Origin of the sequence: Nesterenkonia aerolata, from assembly GCF_031470965.1 — a bacterium.
Taxonomy (GTDB): Bacteria; Actinomycetota; Actinomycetes; order Actinomycetales; family Micrococcaceae; genus Nesterenkonia; species Nesterenkonia aerolata.
The window spans coordinates 13,839-33,841 of the sequence record NZ_JAVKGR010000011.1 but is presented as its reverse complement, the minus strand read 5'-3'; the positions used below and the strand labels follow the sequence as shown (position 1 = coordinate 33,841).

At 67.2% G+C, this 20,003-nt stretch carries 22 protein-coding genes and 1 tRNA gene; 12 read left to right on the top strand and 11 right to left on the bottom strand.

Annotated features, from left to right (window positions below; genetic code table 11):
• Positions 1 to 85: 85 nt before the first annotated feature.
• The gene (locus RIL96_RS09525) at positions 86 to 1,633 is read right to left on the bottom strand and encodes a hypothetical protein (protein ID WP_310548786.1); all 1,548 of its coding nucleotides are present in this window, start codon (positions 1,631 to 1,633) and stop codon (positions 86 to 88) included.
• Positions 1,634 to 1,958: 325 nt separating this feature from the next.
• Positions 1,959 to 2,600 carry a flavin reductase family protein gene (locus tag RIL96_RS09520; protein WP_310548785.1) on the bottom strand — a complete coding sequence of 214 codons (642 nt, stop codon included), beginning with the start codon at positions 2,598 to 2,600 and terminating at the stop codon, positions 1,959 to 1,961.
• A 58-nt stretch (positions 2,601 to 2,658) separates the two neighbouring features.
• On the opposite strand from RIL96_RS09520, the gene RIL96_RS09515 reads away from it, so the two are divergent.
• The gene (locus RIL96_RS09515) at positions 2,659 to 3,162 is read left to right on the top strand and encodes a hotdog fold domain-containing protein (protein ID WP_310548784.1); all 504 of its coding nucleotides are present in this window, start codon (positions 2,659 to 2,661) and stop codon (positions 3,160 to 3,162) included.
• Positions 3,163 to 3,278: 116 nt separating this feature from the next.
• Here RIL96_RS09515 and rplA read toward each other — a convergent pair whose 3' ends face one another.
• The 5 genes from rplA to RIL96_RS09490 all read right to left on the bottom strand — a co-directional run bounded on the left by rplA (position 3,279) and on the right by RIL96_RS09490 (position 6,160).
• Complete coding sequence (rplA, locus tag RIL96_RS09510) at positions 3,279 to 3,986, bottom strand: 50S ribosomal protein L1 (protein WP_310548783.1); 708 nt, start codon at positions 3,984 to 3,986, stop codon at positions 3,279 to 3,281.
• Positions 3,987 to 4,077: 91 nt separating this feature from the next.
• A complete protein-coding gene (rplK, locus tag RIL96_RS09505; RefSeq protein ID WP_310548782.1) occupies positions 4,078 to 4,509 on the bottom strand; it encodes a 50S ribosomal protein L11 in 432 nt (143 codons plus the stop codon).
• Positions 4,510 to 4,653: 144 nt separating this feature from the next.
• Positions 4,654 to 5,502, bottom strand: coding sequence for a transcription termination/antitermination protein NusG (gene nusG, locus RIL96_RS09500; RefSeq protein WP_310548781.1), 849 nt, complete (start codon positions 5,500 to 5,502; stop codon positions 4,654 to 4,656).
• A gap of 139 nt (positions 5,503 to 5,641) precedes the next feature.
• Positions 5,642 to 6,013 (bottom strand): preprotein translocase subunit SecE, encoded by a 372-nt coding sequence (secE, locus tag RIL96_RS09495; RefSeq protein WP_310548780.1) that lies wholly within the window; start codon positions 6,011 to 6,013, stop codon positions 5,642 to 5,644.
• 74 nt (positions 6,014 to 6,087) lie between these two features.
• A tRNA-Trp gene (locus RIL96_RS09490) sits at positions 6,088 to 6,160 on the bottom strand.
• Positions 6,161 to 6,394: 234 nt separating this feature from the next.
• On the opposite strand from RIL96_RS09490, the gene RIL96_RS09485 reads away from it, so the two are divergent.
• The 3 genes from RIL96_RS09485 to RIL96_RS09475 all read left to right on the top strand — a co-directional run bounded on the left by RIL96_RS09485 (position 6,395) and on the right by RIL96_RS09475 (position 9,686).
• Complete coding sequence (locus RIL96_RS09485) at positions 6,395 to 7,600, top strand: pyridoxal phosphate-dependent aminotransferase (protein WP_310548779.1); 1,206 nt, start codon at positions 6,395 to 6,397, stop codon at positions 7,598 to 7,600.
• Positions 7,601 to 7,674: 74 nt separating this feature from the next.
• Complete coding sequence (locus tag RIL96_RS09480; protein ID WP_310548778.1) at positions 7,675 to 8,706, top strand: 6-phosphofructokinase; 1,032 nt, start codon at positions 7,675 to 7,677, stop codon at positions 8,704 to 8,706.
• Between the two features lie 179 nt (positions 8,707 to 8,885).
• Complete coding sequence (locus RIL96_RS09475) at positions 8,886 to 9,686, top strand: GNAT family N-acetyltransferase (protein ID WP_310548777.1); 801 nt, start codon at positions 8,886 to 8,888, stop codon at positions 9,684 to 9,686.
• 23 nt (positions 9,687 to 9,709) lie between these two features.
• Here the strand turns inward: RIL96_RS09475 and ygfZ are convergent, their stop codons facing one another.
• From ygfZ to RIL96_RS09455, 4 genes are read right to left on the bottom strand one after another with little or no spacing between them, the layout of a single operon-like run.
• Entirely contained in the window at positions 9,710 to 10,930 is a 1,221-nt protein-coding gene (gene ygfZ, locus RIL96_RS09470) for a CAF17-like 4Fe-4S cluster assembly/insertion protein YgfZ (RefSeq protein WP_310548776.1), read from the bottom strand.
• A gap of 50 nt (positions 10,931 to 10,980) precedes the next feature.
• Entirely contained in the window at positions 10,981 to 11,598 is a 618-nt protein-coding gene (locus tag RIL96_RS09465) for a nitrobindin family protein (RefSeq protein WP_310548775.1), read from the bottom strand.
• A gap of 3 nt (positions 11,599 to 11,601) precedes the next feature.
• A complete protein-coding gene (locus RIL96_RS09460; protein ID WP_310548774.1) occupies positions 11,602 to 11,736 on the bottom strand; it encodes a hypothetical protein in 135 nt (44 codons plus the stop codon).
• A 55-nt stretch (positions 11,737 to 11,791) separates the two neighbouring features.
• Positions 11,792 to 12,637 carry a hypothetical protein gene (locus tag RIL96_RS09455; protein ID WP_310548773.1) on the bottom strand — a complete coding sequence of 282 codons (846 nt, stop codon included), beginning with the start codon at positions 12,635 to 12,637 and terminating at the stop codon, positions 11,792 to 11,794.
• 136 nt (positions 12,638 to 12,773) lie between these two features.
• On the opposite strand from RIL96_RS09455, the gene RIL96_RS09450 reads away from it, so the two are divergent.
• The 8 genes from RIL96_RS09450 to RIL96_RS09415 all read left to right on the top strand — a co-directional run bounded on the left by RIL96_RS09450 (position 12,774) and on the right by RIL96_RS09415 (position 20,000).
• Positions 12,774 to 13,451 (top strand): response regulator transcription factor, encoded by a 678-nt coding sequence (locus RIL96_RS09450; RefSeq protein ID WP_310548772.1) that lies wholly within the window; start codon positions 12,774 to 12,776, stop codon positions 13,449 to 13,451.
• A 49-nt stretch (positions 13,452 to 13,500) separates the two neighbouring features.
• The gene (gene mshD / locus RIL96_RS09445; RefSeq protein ID WP_310548771.1) at positions 13,501 to 14,628 is read left to right on the top strand and encodes a mycothiol synthase; all 1,128 of its coding nucleotides are present in this window, start codon (positions 13,501 to 13,503) and stop codon (positions 14,626 to 14,628) included.
• Between the two features lie 154 nt (positions 14,629 to 14,782).
• Complete coding sequence (locus RIL96_RS09440; RefSeq protein WP_310548770.1) at positions 14,783 to 15,772, top strand: NUDIX hydrolase; 990 nt, start codon at positions 14,783 to 14,785, stop codon at positions 15,770 to 15,772.
• Positions 15,773 to 15,795: 23 nt separating this feature from the next.
• Complete coding sequence (locus RIL96_RS09435) at positions 15,796 to 16,158, top strand: GNAT family N-acetyltransferase (protein WP_310548769.1); 363 nt, start codon at positions 15,796 to 15,798, stop codon at positions 16,156 to 16,158.
• 41 nt (positions 16,159 to 16,199) lie between these two features.
• Positions 16,200 to 17,048, top strand: coding sequence for a thymidylate synthase (locus RIL96_RS09430; protein WP_310548768.1), 849 nt, complete (start codon positions 16,200 to 16,202; stop codon positions 17,046 to 17,048).
• Positions 17,045 to 17,620 (top strand): dihydrofolate reductase, encoded by a 576-nt coding sequence (locus RIL96_RS09425; RefSeq protein WP_310548767.1) that lies wholly within the window; start codon positions 17,045 to 17,047, stop codon positions 17,618 to 17,620. The genes RIL96_RS09430 and RIL96_RS09425 overlap by 4 nt, the downstream gene beginning before the upstream one ends.
• A 40-nt stretch (positions 17,621 to 17,660) precedes the next feature.
• On the top strand, positions 17,661 to 18,866 hold the full coding sequence (gene asd / locus RIL96_RS09420; protein WP_374761879.1) for an aspartate-semialdehyde dehydrogenase: 1,206 nt from the start codon (positions 17,661 to 17,663) through the stop codon (positions 18,864 to 18,866).
• Between the two features lie 159 nt (positions 18,867 to 19,025).
• Positions 19,026 to 20,000 carry a putative endonuclease domain-containing protein gene (locus tag RIL96_RS09415; protein WP_310548766.1) on the top strand — a complete coding sequence of 325 codons (975 nt, stop codon included), beginning with the start codon at positions 19,026 to 19,028 and terminating at the stop codon, positions 19,998 to 20,000.
• Positions 20,001 to 20,003: the final 3 nt, after the last annotated feature.

Sequence of the window (20,003 nt, the reverse complement as noted above, 5' to 3'; positions counted from 1 at the left end):
AGACGCTATGGAGCCCCTCCGTGTGTATCCGGCGGGGCTCCATAGTCAGGGCTCAGCTACCCTGTGCTGCTGGCTGAGGCCAGGGTCAGCGGTGGCGACCCCTCAGCCTCATCCAATAGGCGAAAGCGGTCAGCGCCCCGCCGATCAGGACGAACAATCCGGCACCCATGGCGAAGGCGCTGCTGTCCGCCCCGGTCTCGGCCAACTGCTCGCCGCCATGAACGGAGGCGTCCCGGTGGTCTGCGGCATCATCGTGATCCCGAGCAGCACCCCGGGCAGCTCCCTGATCCTGCACTGCCTGGTCCTGCACTGTCTGGTCCTGCACTGTGTGACCCTGACCGGTGTAGGCCGGGTGGTCGTAGAGCTTCTGCAACGCGCCCGGAGGCATGAGGTCCTCACCCGGCTCATCCAGCCCGAGCGCGTAGTAGAGCTGCCAGTCCGCGAGGTCCGCCGGCGCACCCTGGGGGTCAGGGTCATCTTCCTGGCTGCCGCTCCATCTGACCGGATCGGAGGAATCGCTGTGCCCGCACCCGGCGTAGGCCTGCCACGGCTGCTCGGCCCCTTCAAGCCAGAGCTGGTGTTCCGGTACGAACGCGAGGATGTCGTAGAAGTCGTTGTAGACCGCCCAGAACTGGTCACCGGCGACCAGCCCCCAGACACCGGTGCTGCCGTCATCCGGACCCTCTTCCAGCGGGCCGAGGTCCTCGGAACCCCGCTCCGGCAGGGCGCAGACCGTGGCCGCGTCAGGATCATAAGCCCACCAGAGGTCCTCGTCGTACTCCACGGCGTCGCTCATGTACTCCTGTATCTCATCACTCATCCCCACGATGCCCTGACCACCGCCCTGGTTGCCCTCCGGTGCAGCACCCAGCCAGCCGGAGGTCGGCTCATCCGGCAGATCGAAGACTTCGAAAGAGTAGACCTCAAAGGACACACTGGAGTCCTCGGCGGTCACAGACGAATCCCCGGCCTCCTCCGCGGAATCTGAGCCCTGCTCCTGAACCGCCGCGGCATCAACGGCCTCGCCATCGGCGACCTCTCCGGCGTCACTGTCATCAGCAGAGTCATCCGCACCGCCGTCACCAGCGTCATCAACACTGTCGTCACCACTATCAACGGCGTCGCCGTCGTTGGCCCCGGTACCGGCATCGTCACCCTCGGCGTCAGCAGCATCATCATCTCCACCGGAGTCAGCAGCTCGAGCCTGGGCACCGTCCTCTGCACCCTCAGCCTCCTCCGGGGCAGGGGCCTGCTGGTCAGCGGCGTCACCCTGACCCGACTCGGTGGTGCCGGCCTCTTCCCCGCCCTGAGCCTGTCCCTCCTCCTGCTCAGCGTCCTGCTCAGCGTCCTGCTCAACGTCCTGCTCCGCTGGCTGTTCGACCAGGGCGGGATCGACAGTGCCTTCCGCACCGGCGTCACCGGCACCCTGCTCTTCACCGCCCTGCTCTTGATCACTCTGCTCTTGGTTGCCCTGCCCCTCGCCGTCGGGTGGCTCCACGGCGGCCTCGGCGGTCTCGAGAGTATCGGCCATCGCCGTCGGAGCGGTCAGCCCCAGCATGCCGACGGTGATGATCGGACCAGCAAGCAGCGCCGTCACGCGACGACGAGAGCGCCCTGAGATGTTCTTGGTCATAGCACGGTTCCATTCCTGTGAGAATCCCGTTCAGGCGACGGCGGCCCTGACTCTCGCCCTCACGGCGAGGATCCTGCCCTCTTCTTCGACCCAGCACTGCCAGACCCGTGCTACCACCCGTTGTACCCCATGCGCTGAAGAGCCGTCCCGCACTGACATCGCCCGGTGAACGGGGCGACTGATCAGCACAGTATCCTGTGGGCCACGTCACCACCAGATCTGACCACGTGAATTCTCCGGAACGTGACTAGGGGCTGAACCGGCGGTCAGACTACCTCCGTCAGACCCGTCACCTGTTCCAGCCATGTGCCAAAGCTCTCCCTACTCAGTGGGAGGCGTTGAGATCCTCGCTGCGCGGCCGTCGCATACGGAATAGGCCGTGAGCCCCGATCCGAAAGTAGTCCCCCGGGCCTCCGGCACGCATGACCGGATCACCGGCCGCGGTGTCATACACGCCGTCGACCAGCAGGGATTCGTCGATGTGGACACCGACCACCTCACCGAGGGTCAGCCAGGTATCGACCGCAGAGCCTTCAGCGTCGGTGAGCTGCAGGATCTGGGTGCGACGACATTCGAAGACCACCCTCGCTTCGGCCACATGCGGCACGCTGACGACCCTAGACTGCCGCGAAGTCAGCCCGGCGACGTCGAACTCGCTGGTCTCAGCGGGCACGTCCGCCGAGGACAGATTCATGTGCTCCGCCAACTGATACTCAGCCAGATGCCAGCAGAACTCCCCGGTGGCCTCCACGTTGGCCACTGAATCCTTCCACCCGTTCGATGCGAATCCGATGATCGGCGGATCGGCGGTGAAGGCATTGAAGAAGCTGTACGGGGCCAGGTTCAGCGTGCCGTCATCAGCGGCGGTGGACACCCATCCCACTGGGCGCGGGGCGATGATCGCTTTGAACGGGTCATGGGCAAGACCGTGCCCCTCACGAGGCTGATAGAAGTGTCGCGGATCCACGCCCGCGAACTTAGCATGATTCTCGCCACACCAGGTGACCGACCGGTAACATGACCCCATGAGTGAGACATACGCCCTCTACCGCCGGTTGACGTCGAAGAGCGCAGGCCTCGGCCGCATCGCCTTCTCCGCCGCCTATATGCTCAAAGTGCCGTACTTCCGCACAGTCCGACCGATGGTGCAGTCCATCGAACCCCACCGCGCCGTAGTGCGCATCCGTCGGCGCTGGAGCACGAAGAACCACATCGGCACTCTCCATGCCATCGCCGTGGCCAACGGCCTGGAGGCCGCTATGGGCCTGCTCTCCGAAGCCACTGTGCCCGATCACCAACGGTGGATCCCCAAGGGCATCCACTTGGACTACCTGGCCAAGACTCCCGGCGACGTCGAATGCCTGGCGGAAACCTCACCGGAGGACTGGGCTCAGACCCCACCCTTCCAGATCGACGTGCGGGTCAGCGCACGCCTGATCAGCGACGGCACCACAGTGGTCGAGGGCACGATCCCGATCCACGTCTCCGAGCGCACCCGCAGCGGGCGTACCGCGACGCAACCCGCCTGAGAAGCCCGTCTGAGCAATCCAGACCACCGGCTGTGGACATGAGCCTAGACATAGAGAAGGGCCCCGACCGCTCTCCCGGAGGGAGTCGATCGGGGCCCTTCTCAGCAGCAGGATGCTCAGGCCTGCGGCACCACGCGGGTGACGTTCGGGTCCACCGGGATGCCCGGGCCGAAGGTCGTCGAGATGGTGGCCCGCTGGATGTAGCGGCCCTTCGACGCCGAGGGCTTCAGACGCAGGATCTCGTCCAGCGCCGCGGCGTAGTTGTCCGCCAGCTGCGCGGCATCGAAGCTGGTCTTGCCGATGATGAAGTGCAGGTTGGAGTGCTTGTCGACACGGAAGTCGATCTTTCCGCCCTTGATGTCGGCCACGGCCTTGGCCACGTCCGGGGTGACGGTGCCGGTCTTCGGGTTCGGCATCAGGTTGCGCGGACCCAGGACCTTACCCAGGCGTCCGACCTTGCCCATCATGTCCGGAGAGGCCACGGCGGCGTCGAAGTCGGTCCAGCCGTCGGCGACCTTGGCGATCAGCTCGTCAGAGCCGACCCAGTCCGCACCGGCCTCTTCGGCCTTGGCGGCGTTGTCACCCTGGGCGAAGACCACCACGCGGGCGGTCTTGCCGGTGCCGTGCGGCAGGTTCACCGTGCCGCGGACCATCTGGTCGGCCTTACGCGGGTCGACCGACAGGCGGAAGACGACCTCGACGGTGGCGTCCTTCGACGACGGGTTGACCTCCTTGGCCAGGCTCACGGCCTCAGCCGGGGAGTAGAGGTGGTCCGCGTCGATCTTCTCGGCGGCCGCCCGATATGCTTTGCTGCGCTGTGCCATCTGCTTATTTCTCTCCTTGGCAGGTGTGGTGTGCGGGCCGCGCTCGGCCCTTCCCACAGGGGTTGTCTCGTTCTCGGCGCTTCGCCGAGTGTCAGGCCTGGACCTCGATACCCATGGAACGGGCGGTACCGGCGATGATCTTGGAAGCCGCCTCGACGTCGTGGGCGTTGAGGTCCTCCATCTTCGTCTGAGCGATCTCCTCGACCTGGGCCTGGGTGAGCTTGCCGACCTTATCGGTGTGCGGCACGCCCGAACCCTTGGCCACACCGGCAGCCTTCTTGATCAGCTCAGCAGCCGGCGGGGTCTTGGTGATGAAGGTGAAGGAGCGGTCCTCATAGACCGTGATCTCCACCGGCACCACATTGCCGCGCTGCGACTCAGTCGCGGCATTGTAGGCCTTGCAGAACTCCATGATGTTGACGCCGTGCTGACCGAGCGCAGGACCGATGGGCGGTGCCGGGTTGGCGGCACCTGCCTGGATCTGCAGCTTGATCAGGCCGGCGACCTTCTTCTTCGGGGCCATAGTTGAAAGCGTCCTTCGTACTTGCGGTTTCCCTCGCCACAGGAGCGTGGGCGGAGGGGGTGGTCATCATGGCGGCGATGACCGTGTCGGAGCGGCGGACCAAAGCCATCCGCGCGCACCGAGGGTCTCTATGTCAGTGGCCGGTCAGTAGACCTTGTCCACCTGGTTGAAGTTCAGCGTCACCGGGGTCTCGCGCTCGAAGATCGAGACGAGGACCACCAGCTGGCGGCTGTCGGGATGGATCTCGGAGATCGTGGCCGGCAGGGTCGCGAACGGGCCGTCATTGACGGTGACCGACTCGCCCACCTCGAAGTCGACCGTGACCGACTCGCCCTGGGCCGGACGGGCCGGGGCGGCATCGCCGGACTCGGTGTCGATGACCTTCGGGGCATCCGGCTTGCCGAGGCGGTGCTCGACGAGCATGTCGTAGACCTCGTTGATGTCCAGCGGGTGCGGATCATGGGCGTTGCCGACGAAGCCGGTGACACCGGGAGTGTGACGGACGACGCCCCAGGCCGCGTCGGTCATCTCCATACGCACCAGCACGTAGCTGGGAATGCGCACCCGGTTGACGACCTTGCGCTGGGTCCCCTTGATCTCCACGACCTCTTCCATGGGGACGTCGATCTCGAAGATCGCGTCCTCCATGTCCTGGGTCTGGATACGGGTCTCCAGGTTGGACTTCACCCGCTTCTCGTAGCCGGCGTAGGTGTGGACGACGTACCAGTCACCGAGGCCTCGGCGCAGTTCGCGGCGCAGGTCATCAGCGCGCTGCTCCCACGTCTTCTCCTCGGGCTCTTCGACCGCCTCGGCAGACTCCGGCTGGGCAGACTCCGGCTCAGCATCAACGTCCTGCTCGGTGTCGGCCACAACGGCGTCCTCAGCATCAGCGGGAGCCTCGACAGCGTCCTGGGCGACGTCGTCGCCGGGCACGGCGGCCGTCTCGAGAGCCTCCTCGGCCTCGGGCTGCTGCGAAAGTTCCTGTTCTGACACTGTCTCTCCTGCTCTTCGTGGTCTCCGCCGCGCGGCCCGCATCGTCTGCGGCCCTCATCGGCGCTGCAACTGGCGCGACGTCTTTCCGGTCCTGCTCCACCCGTCCTGCGATCACCGGGGTGTCAACACGGCGCGTGCCCTACGAATCCTCACCGTCGTCCTGACCCTGTTCAGCGTCATCGGCCGGAGCCTCCTCCTCGGCATCGCCCTCAGCGGGCAGCTCCTCGAGCGGCGCTTCCTGGGCGGGAGCTTCCGCCGCGCCGTCGCCGAAGACCCACTCCGCAGCAGTGCCGAAGACCCTGTCCAAGCCGGTGACCAGCAGGATCACGATGACGACGAAGACCAGAACGACCAACGTGTAGTTCGTCAGCTCACGCCGGGTGGGGACGACGACCTTCTTGATCTCGTCGAAGACCTGCCGGAGGAACAGCCACACCTTGCCGATCGGACCCCGCGGGGAACCGCCGTCCGGGGACCTGCCCTGGTCTTCCTGGGAAGGTGTCTGGGACACGGAGGCTCCATGGGGTCGGTGGACAAGATGTGAGCTGGCTCGACCGTCATGCCGGAACACCGCGCCGCTCAGCGCAGGGCAGACAGGACTCGAACCTGCAACCTACGGTTTTGGAGACCGTTGCGCTACCAATTGCGCCACTGCCCTAGGGTCTGGATGCTGCACTCTGGAGGGCACAGCCCATCAGAGGTGCCCAGACACCGATGAACGAGTCTACATCGTGGCCAGAGGAGGGACAAAACACCCGGCCAGGGGAGACCCTCTTCCACCTGATCTCCCCCAGAGGGACCTGTTCACCATGTCAGTCCCTGCCGATAGTGTGGGAGTCACCGGCAGGCCGCCGCCGTCGCGGCCGCACAGGACGACGATGAGGAAGACACTATGACAGCCCCCTCCGCCCGCGTCTCCGAACGCATCGGGTCGATCGCCGAGTCCGCCACCCTCGCCGTGGACGCCAAGGCCAAGGCGCTGAAGGCCGAGGGCGAGGACGTCATCGGCTTCGGCGCAGGAGAGCCGGACTTCCCCACCCCTGAGCACATCGTCGCTGCGGCCGTGAGCGCCGCCAAGGATCCGCGCTTCCACCGGTACTCACCCGCCGCGGGTCTGCCCGAGCTGCGCGAAGCCATCGCCGAGAAGACCTCCCGGGACTCCGGGTTCCCCGTGGAGGCCGCCAATGTGCTGGTCACCAACGGGGGGAAGCAGGCGGTCTACAACACCTTCGCCGCACTGCTGGATCCCGGAGACGAGGTCCTTCTCCCCGCCCCGTACTGGACGACCTACCCGGAGTCGATCAAGCTCGCCGGCGGTGTACCCGTCGATGTCTTCGCCGGTCCCGAGCAGGGCTACCAGGTCACGGTGGAGCAGCTGGAGGAGGCCATCACCGAGCGCACCAAGGTGCTGGTCTTCGTCTCCCCCTCGAACCCCACCGGAGCCGTCTACTCCCCCGAGCAGGTCGCGGAGATCGGCCGCTGGGCCGCCCAGAAGGGCCTGTGGGTGGTCACCGATGAGATCTACGAGAAGCTCACCTACGACGGCGTGCCCTTCACCTCCATCGCCTCGCTGACCGAACTGGCCGAGCAGGTCGTCGTGCTCTCCGGCGTGGCCAAGACCTACGCGATGACCGGATGGAGGGTCGGGTGGATGGTCGGACCCCAGGACCTGATCAAGGCGGCCTCGAATCTGCAGTCCCACGCCACCTCGAACGTGGCCAACGTCTCGCAGATGGCCGCTCTGGAGGCTCTGACCGGCCCTCAGGACACGGTGGCCGAGATGCGCGAGGCGTTCGACCGCCGACGCCGCACCATCGTCGACGGCCTGAACGCCGTTGCCGGGTTCAGCTGCCCGACCCCGGAGGGCGCCTTCTACGCCTACGTCGATGTCCGCGGCACCCTCGGCCGTGAGATCGGCGGCACGACCCCGCAGACCTCCGCGGAACTCGCCGAGGTCATCCTCGAAGAGGCCAAGGTCGCCGTCGTCCCCGGGGAGGCCTTCGGCCCCAGCGGCTACCTTCGGCTGTCCTATGCCCTCGGCGATGACGACCTGCGCCGCGGGCTCGAACGCATCACCGAGCTCCTCGGGCGCGGCTGAGCCGCGCACCGCCTCAGGACCAGGCACCGACCCCAGGACCAGACACCGACTCAGAAAGGCACGGCCACCCCACCATGCGCATCGGACTTCTGACCTCCGGCGGCGACTGCCCGGGACTCAACGCGGTGATCCGCTCCGCAGTGCTGCACGGCATCAAGAGCTACGGCGATGAGTTCGTCGGCATCCGCGACGGCTGGCGAGGACTCATCGAGGGAGACCACATCGAGCTCTCCCGCCAGGACGTCCGCGGTCTCGCCCGCCAGGGCGGCACCATCCTCGGCACCTCACGGACCCACCCGTACAACCACCCGCAGGGCGGCCCGGAGAACATCCGCGAGCGTATGCGCCGCGACGACCTCGATGCCGTGATCGCCATCGGCGGCGAAGGCACACTGGCCGGGGCCAAGCGGCTGGCCGATGACGGCGTGCCGGTGGTCGGGGTCCCCAAGACCATCGACAACGACCTCAAGGCCACCGATTACACCTTCGGATTCGACACGGCCGTCTCCATCGCCACCGACGCCATGGATCGGCTGCGCACCACCGGCGAGTCACACAGCCGGTGCATGGTGGCCGAGGTCATGGGCCGTCACGTCGGCTGGATCGCCCTGCATTCGGGGATGGCTGCCGGCGCCCACGCGATCCTCATCCCCGAACAGCGGGTGAGCATCGACCAGGTCTGCGAATGGGTCCAGCAGGTGCACGCGCGCGGGCGGGCGGCACTGGTCGTCGTCGCCGAAGGCTACGTGCCGGAGGGCTCGGAAGAGGCGGTGGCCGATAAGGGGCAGGAGGCCGACGGCCGACCGCGTCTGGGCGGGATCGGCAACTGGCTGACCGACCAGATCGAACAGCACACCGGCATCGAAACCCGGAACACCACGCTGGGACACATCCAGCGCGGCGGAAACCCCACCGGATTCGACCGCGTACTCGCGACCCGGTTCGGCATCAAGGCCCTGGATCTGGTCCATGAGCAGGCCTGGGGCCACATGGCTGCGCTGCGGGGCACTGAGATCGAGAAGGTCAACCTCACCGAGGCTCTCGACGGGCTCAAGGAGGTCCCGGCCAGCCGGTACGAAGAGGCGAAGATCCTCTTCGGACGCTGATCGGACGCTGACGAGGCTCGCGTCGCGCACCGCACCCATCGATGCGGCCCGCCGCGCAGACCTCGATGCGGCCGGTGTTGTTCAGTCGGTGTTGTGCAGCCGGTGATGTCCAGCCGGTGATGTGCAACTCGTGATGTGTAGCCCATGTTGTGTAACCCGCGATGCAGGGAGCCTGTGCCATGACATTGACCGATCAGACGCGGCAGATCGTCGGTTTCGTCTGGGCCCGCATGCTGGGGATCGACGACGGCACCTTCGACGAGCAGCCCGCCGTCGCACCGCTGGTGGTCGTGGACGAAAGCTCCTCAGCGGTGCGCATCGTCAGCCTGTTCGGCCACACCATCATCAGCGGCCCGCCCGCCGCCTGCGATGTGCTGGCCGCCGCGCAGACAGCCCAACTGGCCTCAGACCGGCGGCTGCTCGAACTGCTCCTGCCCCAGCACCCCGGAGCACGGACCGCGGGCACAGCACGTCTGCTCTACTGTGAAGAACCGTCCGTCCCCGCAGCGCTCGACGATGATCTGCCCATCTCCTTCGATCCCGCCGACGCCAGCACGCTGAGCGCACAGTGCCCGGCTGATGATGTGGCGGCCTCCGGTGTCGGCGCAGCCGAATGGACCGCGACGATGATGCACGTACCCGGCGGCAACGACGATCGGCCCGGTGAGCCCCACGGGTCAGACCCCTCAAGCGCCCCCAGTTCCTCCGCGGCACCGGGAGCCCCCGGCCCCGTGCCGGTAGCCGCCGCAGGCCGGGAGATCTGGCATCACGCGCTGGCGCATCTGGGAGTGCTCACCCGCCCTGACACGCGCAGAACAGGTTTGGGGACACGCATCGCTGCCATCGCCGCAGAGGAGGCCTTCGTCGAGGGCCTGGTGCCGCAATGGAGGGTGCCTGAAGGCTCTGTCGCGGCGGCGCGCATCGCCGAGCGCATCGGATTCAGCCAGGCCGGCTCCCAGACCACCGTCCTGCTGAGCTGAGCCCGAACCAGGCCTGGGCAGGGTCAGCGACGGCCGCGGCGGACGAAGTCGCCCTGCGGTCGGCCCACTGTCATACCGGCATCGGGACGGACGATCATCTCCTGGGCCGCCGCCCAGTACGCCGCCTGCTCCCCCACGGCATCCCGGACCACCAGCTGCTGCCCGGGCTCCACCCGGCGCTTGAGCACCGCCAACGCCACCGGACCCATCTCATAGTGCAGCGCCACCGAGGTCACCGTGCCGACGGGACGCTCACCGCCGAGCGCCTCAGCATCGGCATGCGGATCCTTCGGAGCCAGCACCTCGGCACCGGGGCGAGGATGCGTGTGCTCGGAACCATCGAGGTGCAGAAACGTCAGCCGCCGCGGCGGGTGGCCCAGATTATGGACCCGGGCCACAGTCTCCTGGCCCTTATAGCACCCCTTGGACAGATGCACCGCCGTGCGGATGATGTCGAGCTCGTGCGGAATCGTCTTGGCGTCGACCTCACGGACCAGCCGCGGACGCCAGGCGGCGATCCGCAGCGCCTCCGCCGCCCAGGTTCCAGCCAGGCTGAGACCTTCCTCGGCAGCAGCTGCGGTCAGGGCCTCCAGCCGGTCCTGGGCGATGACGCTCAGATGCCAGCTCCACTCCGCCGCGGGGTGCGCCTCTTCGGCCACAGCGGCGTAGCTGGCCGCACCCGGTCCGAGCTGCGGCCAGGGATCGACCCACCTCACCGGCGAGGACACTCCGGCGGCCTCCAGCACGGACTCGGGAAGCGCGATGGTCGAGCCGATAACGGCGAAGTCAGCGGAACGGTCCGCCACCTCCACCCGCATCGCGAAACGCATGGACTCCAACCAGGCGGTCAGTGAGGGGGCCCAGGAGCCCTCGGTCAGCAGCCAGGCGGTCTCGCCGTCGTCGACGATGCCGGCCCACTGTTCTATCCGACCGGAGATATCGAGCATCAGCAGCTCGCGAGACTCTCCCGGCGCCAGGTCTGTGACCTGCTGGGAGGACAGCGTCGTCAGCCAGGAGAGCCGATCAGCTCCGGTGACGGTGACGAGGCCGCGATGTGAGAGGTCCACGACGGCGCGGCCGTCCTCCAGCGCGCGCTGCTCCTGGGACGGCGCACCATAGTGCGCCGGCACTGCGGCGTCCTCCCCGGTTCCGGCGACCGCGCCCTCGCGGCCCAGAAGCGGGGACGCAGACCCGCGCGAATCCGCCTCGTCGGCATGATATGCACTGTGCGATGTCGTGGTCATCGGGGTCTCCTTCGCCGTCGTCTTCCCAGCCCCGGCAGACTCAGACCCGTTCAGGCCGTCCGCGCCGAGCCGGTGCGCCTCAGCACCGCCGAGGCATGCGGAGTCATCTCGCCGTCCGGGCCCTGGACGTCCCACCGCCAGAACAGCTGCTCCTCGACCAAGCCGAACATCCGCGTGGCGGCCGGATATTCCGCCGCGTTCTCCCCACGCATCACCGCATCAGTGGTGATCTGCAGCTGAGGCCCCTTGATCCTGCCGTAGTAGAGCTCGGTGAGCGAGCCGGGATGAGTGATCGTCGCAGTGATCGGAAAGGAGCCGTCCTCACCGGCCAACTGCTGGACGTCCTCGGCGCTGCGGTAGACGGGGACCACATCAGCAGGCGTCAGCCCCGGGCCGACGTCGGACTCGACACGCGGACGATCCAAGGCCCAGAACCCGGTCTCCACGCTCAGCGTCCGCAGCCTGGCACCGGACTCATCGGTCAGGCTGGTCTCGGCGCGGTACTCGACGAACTCCAACCCGGAGTCCCGGAAAGTCACCTGCTGCGCGAAAGGGGGGTCCGACTCTTCTCCGGCGCCCAGCCGTCCGCCGCCCTCCCAGGTACCCAAGAGCCAGTACAGCGGTACCAGCTCAGGCGTGAGGTCAGTGGGCAGCTCCATCGGGGCCATCGATCAGCGCTGACCCTTGAAGAGACGGCTGACCACAGTCAGAGCGATACCGCCGATGGTGAGCACTGAGAGCACGAGCAGGCCGATGAAGAAGATCTCAAGGGCCAGGACCGAAACGTTCTGCAGACCGAATTCCATGCGCTCAGTCTAACGGCTCACCCAGGTGGTGACGGGCACACTACTCAGCCGATCGTCAGCCGAGCAGAAGCCGCTCCGCGAAATAGACCACTGATCCCAGCGCCGCCACCGGCGCCGCACCCACCGCCAGCCGGGCACGAAGACCCACCGGGGGGCCTTGGACCACCAGGAACCGCCGAAAAGCACCGATCAGCACCCCGGCGCCGGCACCGAGGATGGCGCAGAAGACGATCGTGGCCTGCCCCCAGACGAACCCGGTCAGCGCACCGGCCACCGCACCGCCGAGGGAGACCAGAGGGAAGACCACACGATCACGGGCGGGGAGACAGGCGATGAGCACCGCGACGATCAGCAGCACCGCCCCCAGTCCGATGATGCTCAGCTGCTGCCCCGGCCCGGAGACCCCGAGGATCCCGTCACCTTCCGCGGGCAGCAGACCGCGCACAGTGATGACCCGGGTGTCATCAGGATCGCCCTCGGCGCCGGTGAGCTCCAACGGGTACCGATAACCGGAGACCCACCCGGCCGCCGTCGTCGCGATGACCACTCCGGCGGAGGCCCCCAACGTGGATTCCAGGCGCTGCGGACGCCCCGTGCCGCGCAGCACCTGAATGACGAAGACCACCATGACGCCGAAGGCGATCGCCACAGTGGACCAGAAGAACAGCGAGGCGGCCCGCTCCACCAGGGCCGCACCGAGCACCGCCACCGCACCGGCGCAGAAGATCACCGCCGAGAGCGAGGTCCGGGCGGTGACGCCCATCAGCTGCGGCCACCCCAGGGCCACGAGAAGACAGACCACACCGGCGACGACGGCCACAGCGGCGGTGCCCAGAGCAGAGGCCAGCAGCAGCGCCGTCGCGCAGAGCAGCGCGGAGGCGACCAGCGGGATGTACTTCACACTCCGCCATCTTGCCAGAGCGACGGCGGATATACTCGACCGGACCGATGCTGGACCCATACCGGGCCTACACCGGACCTACACAGGACTTACACCGGACCTAGATCGGACTCACGGTGCGCGAGGAAGGCTGAAGATGGCTGCGGTGCTCGTTCTCTCGGACACCCCCCATGACGCCCTGAGCTCTTTGGATCTCTTAGGACACCGGGTGCGGACGTTACCCGCCGAGGCCTCCTCGCTGGTGCGCGCCCCGGAATGCGATGTGGTGTTCGTCGATGCACGCAGCGGCCTCGCCCACGCCCGCTCGCTGTGCGGTCTGGCCCAGGAGACCCTGGGAGCCACGGTGATCGCGGTGATGTCCGAATCCGGGCTGCCGACCCTGAACGAGAGCTGGCAGATCGGCGATTTCGTCCTCGACCGCATCGATCCGGCCGAGCTCGAGGCGCGCATCCGTCTAGCCACTGTGCACACCGCACCTGAGCACTCCGAGACGGAGATCCGCGCCGGGGGCATCGTCATCGACGAGTCCACCTATATGGCCACCATCCGCGGGCGTATGCTCAATCTCACCTATAAGGAGTTCGAGCTGCTCAAGCACCTGACCCTGCACCCCGGTCAGGTCTTCACCCGGGAGCAGCTGCTCCATGACGTGTGGGGGTACGACTACTTCGGCGGGACTCGGACCGTCGACGTGCATATCCGGCGGCTTCGCGCGAAGCTGGGGGCTGATCATGAGTCGCTGATCGGCACCGTGCGCAACGTGGGCTACCGATTGGTCGCCCAGCAGCCAGCCGGGGACTCAGCGGCCGACTGAACCTCTCGGACCCTCAGGCTCCGGCCATCCCCTCGGATAGAGTGGGGCCATGGACGCCGCACCGCCACAGCATCCGCACACTCCCCGGGACAAAGACCCCCATGATGTCGATCTCGACGTCGAGATCGACATCGAGATCGTTCGCGGGGCACCCACCTCAGCGCAGTTCGAGGCGCTGAACGATCTCGCCCGCTCCGCCGAGCAGGCCGACGGCAACCCTCCCTACTCCGAGCAGACCCTCATCGAGCTGCAGCAGGCCATCGGCACGGCAGCACAGGACACGGCGGCACAGACCAATGCACCACAGGCCGTATCAGACACCACCTCAGGCACTACCTCAAGCACCACCTCAGGTGCCGAGGCTCCGCTGGAGATCGCCTATGCCTGGACCCGGGACGGCGAGCGCCTGCTGGCCGGAGCGGGCGTGGTAGTCCTCGGCGACGGCGGCCACTCCCAGGACTCCTCCCCCGACGTGCTGGAGCTGGTGGTCCGGCCCTCCTACCGCCAGCACGGCATCGGCACACAGCTGGTGGACGCCCTGCACAAGGGCCCCCTCTCCCCCGAGACCGGCAGGCTGCGCAGGGCTTGGGCCCACGGTGAACATGACGCCGTCGCACCGCTCAGTGCACGCTTCGGCTGGGCCCCGATCCGTGAACTGCAGCGGCTGCGGCTCAGCACTCCCGAAGATGTGCCGGAGGCTGAGCTGCCCGAGTCGGTGACGATCCGCAGCTTCGAGCCCGGTCGCGATGACGAAGCCTGGCTGATGGCCAACGCCGCAGCCTTCGCCGACCACCCCGAGCAGGGACACCTGACCTTGGAGGACCTGCACAGCCGGATGGCCGAAGACTGGTTCGACCCCTCCGGCTTCCTGCTCGCCGAGGAGAACGGCGAGCTGCTCGGATTTCACTGGACCAAGGTCCACCCCCGGGATCCGGAGGAAGGCCGCGATGAGGCCCTCGGTGAGGTCTACGTCGTCGGAGTGGTCCCGGAAGCACAGGGCCGCGGACTCGGCAAGGCACTGACCTTGGCGGGGATCGAACACCTGCACCGCCGTGGGCTGCGCGCCATCATGCTCTACGTCGACGCCGACAACACCGCCGCCGTCGAGCTGTACCGACGCCTGGGCTTCACCCGGTGGGACGTCGACATCATGTACGCCCCCGCACCGCACCGCTGAGTCCGCCGCCGCACACGCCGCACACAGGGTATTCTGCCGTTCTCAGCGTCAGCTGAGTCCCTCTCGGGATCTTCGCCGCAGAGTCCGGAAGACTCCCGCTGCAGACCCCGTCACAGCCTCTCACTCTCTCCGCACCGCCGACCCAGGAGCCGACGTGCCGACCACCACCCCCCGCCGCAGCACTGCGCGCCACACCGATGCCGCCCCGACCGCGCAGGTCCTGGCAGCAGGAGCGCTGTGCTGGAGAGCCACCCGGGGTCGTATCGAAGTGCTGCTGATCCACCGTCCCCGCTATGACGACTGGTCCTTCCCCAAAGGAAAGCTCGACCCGGGTGAGACCCTGCCCGAGTGCGCGGTGCGGGAGGTCCGAGAAGAGATCGGGGTGAAGGTCCGGCTGGGCATGCCGCTGCCGGTGACCCGTTACACCGTGTCCAACGGGCGCAAAGGCCGCTCCAAGGAGGTCTGGTACTGGGCGGCCGAAGTCGTCGAGGGCACCGCCGAGCCCGACGGCTCCGAGACCGACGAAGTGCGCTGGGTCTCGATCGCCCAAGCCCGGCAGATGCTGACCAACCGCACCGACGTGGAACCTCTCGACGAGCTGGAGCGGCTGGCCGACTCCTCCCGGCTGTGCACCTCCCCGTTCATCGTGCTGCGCCATGCCAAGGCGAAACCACGCACCTCATGGTCCCGCGCCGAGGGCGAACGCCCCCTGGCCGCCACCGGGAAACGGCAGGCCAAAGCCGTCGAAGGGCTGCTCACCGCCTGGCGGCCCCGCCTGCTGGAGACCAGTCCGTGGCGTCGCTGCGTCGAGACCCTGGCGCCGTATGCCCGGAAGCACAGGCACCGGCTCAAACATCGCAAGTCGCTGACCGAGAAACGCGCCAAGGAGCAGCCGAAGAAGGCCGCTTCCCGCACACGGAAGTCCTTGGAGGCTCTGCTGCCCACAGTGGTGTGCACACACCGTCCGGTGCTGCCCACGGTGTTCGAGGAGCTGGGCAGATGGACACCGCATCCTACCGTCCAGGCCGGACTGCCCGGAGAGGACCCGTACCTGCGCCCAGGCGCCGTCGTCGTCGCCCAGCAGGCGCTGGACCGCAGCGGTGAGGTGATCTCGATCGAGGTGTACGAACCTTACGACGACTGACCCTCAGGCGGTAGTCTCGAGCCATGGCAGAACAGGCGGGCCGATCCGGCCAGGACGCGGAGAAGAACGTGCATCCCCACGCAGAGATGCGCCTCGACGAGGACCGTCGGCGTGCCGAGCTGTGGGACGTCATCGACGGCACCGAGACATTCATCGGCTTCATCGGATATTCCGAGGAGACCATCGCCGGCGAGCCGGTGCTGCGGCTGCAGCACACCGTGATCAGCCCCCGGTTCGGCCGCCGCGGCTACGCGCGGCGTCTGGTCACCCTGCTGCTGGAGAAGATCGAGGCCGAAGGTGGCGCCTTCACCTCGGAATGCACCTACATCGATGACTACCTGCGCCGGTATCCCGAACACCGCAGGAATCAGGTGGCAGCCGGCTGAGACAGCGTCGATGTCAGCTCTCTCGACTAAGCTGAACGGCTATGACCACCTCACCGGACAGTGACCTGCCGCGCGCGGCGGTCGATTCCCCTCTCCCCACCCCGTACGAGGACCTGCTGGCCGATGTGATGCGCCACGGGACGGCGAAGTCCGACCGCACCGGCACCGGCACGCGCAGCGTCTTCGGCCGTCAGCTGCGGTTCGACCTGCGGGAGTCCTTTCCGCTGATCACCACGAAGCGTGTGCACTTCCGCTCCGTGGCCCTGGAGCTGCTGTGGTTCCTGCGTGGGGAGTCCAACGTGCGGTGGCTGCAGGAGCGCGGAGTCCGGATCTGGAACGAATGGGCTGATGAGAACGGCGATCTCGGCCCGGTCTACGGAGTGCAGTGGCGGTCCTGGCCGACCCCCGACGGCGGCTCGGTGGACCAGATCGCCGGCGTCGTGGAGTCCCTGCGGAAGAACCCGGACTCACGGCGTCATATCGTCACTGCCTGGAACCCGGCCGAGGTGGAGCAGATGGCCCTGCCGCCGTGCCACACCATGTTCCAGTTCTACGTGGCCGACGGCGAGCTCTCCTGTCAGCTGTATCAGCGCTCGGCGGACCTGTTCCTCGGAGTGCCGTTCAACATCGCCTCCTATGCGCTGCTGACTATGATGCTCGCTGAGCAGGCCCAGTTGCGTCCCGGTGAATTCGTCTGGACCGGTGGGGACTGCCATATCTATGACAACCACGTGGATCAGGTCCGCGAACAGCTCAGCCGGGAGCCCTACCCATACCCGAGCGTGCGTTTCGCCCGCAGACCGGACTCGATCTTCGACTACGAGTACGAGGACATCGAGCTCCTCGACTATCAGCACCACCCGACGATCTCCGCGCCGGTGGCCGTATGACCGGCGGCCCGAGGCAGCCCCGGATCGGGATGATCTGGGCGCAGACCGTGGACGGGGTGATCGGCGCCGAGGGCGGTATGCCCTGGCATCTACCGGAGGATCTGCGGCATTTCCGCCGCACGACGGCGGCCGCGCCGCTGATCATGGGGCGGAAGACCTGGGAGTCCCTGCCTGCACGTTTCCGTCCATTGCCCGGGCGGCGCAATGTGGTGATCACCTCCTCCGATGACCGCGCCGCGGAGATCACCGGCGCAGGTGCCGAACCGGTGTCCTCCCTGCCGGCTGGCCTGGATCTGCTGTCGGCGACTCTGCGCTCTGAGGCCGAGGAGGCTGATATCTGGATCATGGGAGGCGGGTCCGTCTACGCTCGAGCAGTGGCCGAGGATCTGGCCGAGCTTGCCGTGGTGACCGTCATCGACCTGCCCGAACCCGGGGACACTCTGGCGCCTACGCTGCCGAAGGACAGATGGGCACTGGAGTCTGTACAGCCTGCCTCGGGGTGGTGGCACGCGGAGAGCGGCGTGCGGTATCGCATCGAGCACCACCGGCGTCGGGGCATGAACGTCAGCTGAGTCATAGGGACCAGGTGCCGGAGTTCGCTAACCTGGTGGTATGACTACTTTGACATCCCCTGACGTGCACGCTCTGTCCTCTGCCGCCGGTGACTCTCCCTCTGTGGGCATCATCGGTTGGCGGGGCATGGTGGGTTCCGTGCTCATCCGCCGCATGCTCGACGAGGGGGACTTCGGACACATCAGCCCGGTGTTCTTCTCCACCTCCAACGCAGGCGGTGAGGCGCCCCGCTTCGACGGCGTGGAGTTCGAGGAGACGACCCTTCAGGACGCCTTCGACGTCGAGACCCTGCGGAAGCTGCCGATCATCGTCACCGCCCAGGGCGGGGACTACACCAAAGAGGTCTACCCGAAGCTCCGCGCCGCAGGCTGGGACGGCCTGTGGATCGATGCGGCCTCCACACTGCGGATGGAGGACTCCTCCATTATCACCCTGGACCCGATCAACCGGGACGTCATCGACGCGGGCCTGGCCGCCGGGGTCAAGGAGTTCATCGGGGGGAACTGCACGGTCTCCTGCATGCTGATGGGCCTCGGCGGGCTGTTCAAGGAGGGCCTGATCGAGTGGGGCACTGCGATGACCTACCAGGCCGCCTCCGGCGGTGGCGCCAAGCATATGCGCGAGCTGCTGAACCAGTTCGGCGCAATCCACGACTCCGTCTCCGCTGAGCTGGCGGACCCGGCCTCCGCGATCCTCGACATCGACCGCAAGGTCCTCGAGACCCAGCGCAGCGGAGTCGATGACTCGCAGTTCGGCGTGCCGCTGGCGGGTTCGCTGATCCCGTGGATCGACGCTGACCTGGGCGACGGTGTGGCCAAGGAAGAATGGAAGGGCGGCGCCGAGACCAATAAGATCCTCGGCCGGGGAGAGAATCGCGCGCCCGGTGTTCAGCGCCGCGGCGATGCGATCCCCTTCGAGTCGCTCTGTGTTCGAGTGGGCGCCCTGCGTTCCCACTCTCAGGCACTGACGCTGAAGCTCACCGAGGATGTCCCGGTGGAGCAGATCGAGTCTGTCATCGCCGCCGGCTCTGACTGGGCGAAGGTGGTGCCCAATGAGAAGGCACCGACCATGGAGCAGCTGACCCCGGTGGCAGCCACCGGCGAGCTGACGATCCCGGTGGGGCGCATCCGCAAGCTGGAGATGGGACCGGAGTACATCTCTGCTTTCACCGTCGGGGATCAGCTGCTGTGGGGCGCGGCCGAGCCGCTGCGGCGCATGCTGCAGATCGCCGTCGGGCGCCTGTGAGCCGCTGAGACACTGCCTGGAAGATCGGCGTCCCTTTTTCAGTCACTATCGGTCTCGGATTCACTGCTCCTGGCCCCGCGAGTGACTGCAAAGGGGACGCCGATCTCACGCCTGTGGAGATTTTCTGCAGCGATACGCTGATTCAGCTGGGATGGAGCTATGTCACCATCCCCCTACAGCAGCGCGCATCGTCGGCCGGAGCTACTCCAGGCAGGTCTCGGGGATGCGGACCTGCGGCGATCCGTACGCCGAGGCGAGGCCACCCGACTGACCAGGGGAATCTATGCACCGGGAACAATCGAGGGCCTCACCACCTCCAGTCGTGCGCTGGGCATCCTCGAAGCGGTCACCGCTGACGCCTCTCACGCCGCATCGCACCGTACAGCTGCTGAACTGCTCCAGCTGCCGCTGAGCTCCGAGTCGGCGCGTCTGCTGAACGTGTCTCCAGGCTCACCGGAACTCACCCTGCCGCTCGAGGTGACCACGATCGACGGGCGCCAGGCGATGCGACGCCGAGACATCCTCCTCGGGCACAGATCGCATATCGCCCAGGAGAGACTGATCCGCCGCCACGGAATCCTCGTCACCGATCACGCCAGGACATGGGCGGACATGGCACCCTTGCTGCCTCTCGATGAGCTGGTGGCCCTGGCCGACCAGCTGATCCGTATCCCCCGCCCGCGGTTCGAATCACGCAGTGAGCCGCTCAGCTCCCTGGAACAGTTGGCCGCTGCGGTGGAGGAACGCAGTCCCGGGCGCGGTGTGGCCCGCGCCCGTCAGGCGTTGGCGCTCAGCCGCATCGGGGCCGACTCCCCGGCAGAGACCCACCTTCGCCTCGCCATAGGACGCGCCGGGCTTCCCGAGCCGGAAGTCAATGAATGGATCCGCGACGCCGATGATCGTCCCCTGCTGCAGCCTGACCTGTCGTTCCGCCAGTGGCGAGTCGCGGTCCAATACGAAGGTGCGCACCACTCGGACCCTCGGCAGGTCGAATCGGACGTGGAGCGGGCAGAGCTGACGGAACTGCTGAGGTGGGTCGAAGTACGTCTGACCCGACGGCATATGCTCGACGGGTGGGCGCCGGGGATCGATAAGATCCGCCGAGCGCTGCTGCGCAACGGGTGGCGCCCATGATCC

Bases quoted from the DNA above. Each gene is read 5' to 3' on its own strand.
- RIL96_RS09425 (WP_310548767.1), top strand. From the start codon at position 17,045: ATGACCGGCGGCCCGAGGCAGCCCCGGATCGGGATGATCTGGGCGCAG.
- RIL96_RS09465 (WP_310548775.1), bottom strand. From the start codon at position 11,598: ATGGCCCCGATGGAGCTGCCCACTGACCTCACGCCTGAGCTGGTACCG.
- RIL96_RS09525 (WP_310548786.1), bottom strand. From the start codon at position 1,633: ATGACCAAGAACATCTCAGGGCGCTCTCGTCGTCGCGTGACGGCGCTG.
- rplA (WP_310548783.1), bottom strand. From the start codon at position 3,986: ATGGCACAGCGCAGCAAAGCATATCGGGCGGCCGCCGAGAAGATCGAC.
- ygfZ (WP_310548776.1), bottom strand. From the start codon at position 10,930: ATGACCACGACATCGCACAGTGCATATCATGCCGACGAGGCGGATTCG.
- RIL96_RS09415 (WP_310548766.1), top strand. From the start codon at position 19,026: ATGTCACCATCCCCCTACAGCAGCGCGCATCGTCGGCCGGAGCTACTC.
- RIL96_RS09430 (WP_310548768.1), top strand. From the start codon at position 16,200: ATGACCACCTCACCGGACAGTGACCTGCCGCGCGCGGCGGTCGATTCC.
- RIL96_RS09475 (WP_310548777.1), top strand. From the start codon at position 8,886: ATGACATTGACCGATCAGACGCGGCAGATCGTCGGTTTCGTCTGGGCC.
- mshD (WP_310548771.1), top strand. From the start codon at position 13,501: ATGGACGCCGCACCGCCACAGCATCCGCACACTCCCCGGGACAAAGAC.
- RIL96_RS09485 (WP_310548779.1), top strand. From the start codon at position 6,395: ATGACAGCCCCCTCCGCCCGCGTCTCCGAACGCATCGGGTCGATCGCC.
- rplK (WP_310548782.1), bottom strand. From the start codon at position 4,509: ATGGCCCCGAAGAAGAAGGTCGCCGGCCTGATCAAGCTGCAGATCCAG.
- RIL96_RS09515 (WP_310548784.1), top strand. From the start codon at position 2,659: ATGAGTGAGACATACGCCCTCTACCGCCGGTTGACGTCGAAGAGCGCA.
- asd (WP_374761879.1), top strand. From the start codon at position 17,661: ATGACTACTTTGACATCCCCTGACGTGCACGCTCTGTCCTCTGCCGCC.
- RIL96_RS09480 (WP_310548778.1), top strand. From the start codon at position 7,675: ATGCGCATCGGACTTCTGACCTCCGGCGGCGACTGCCCGGGACTCAAC.
- RIL96_RS09450 (WP_310548772.1), top strand. From the start codon at position 12,774: ATGGCTGCGGTGCTCGTTCTCTCGGACACCCCCCATGACGCCCTGAGC.
- RIL96_RS09435 (WP_310548769.1), top strand. From the start codon at position 15,796: ATGGCAGAACAGGCGGGCCGATCCGGCCAGGACGCGGAGAAGAACGTG.
- RIL96_RS09460 (WP_310548774.1), bottom strand. From the start codon at position 11,736: ATGGAATTCGGTCTGCAGAACGTTTCGGTCCTGGCCCTTGAGATCTTC.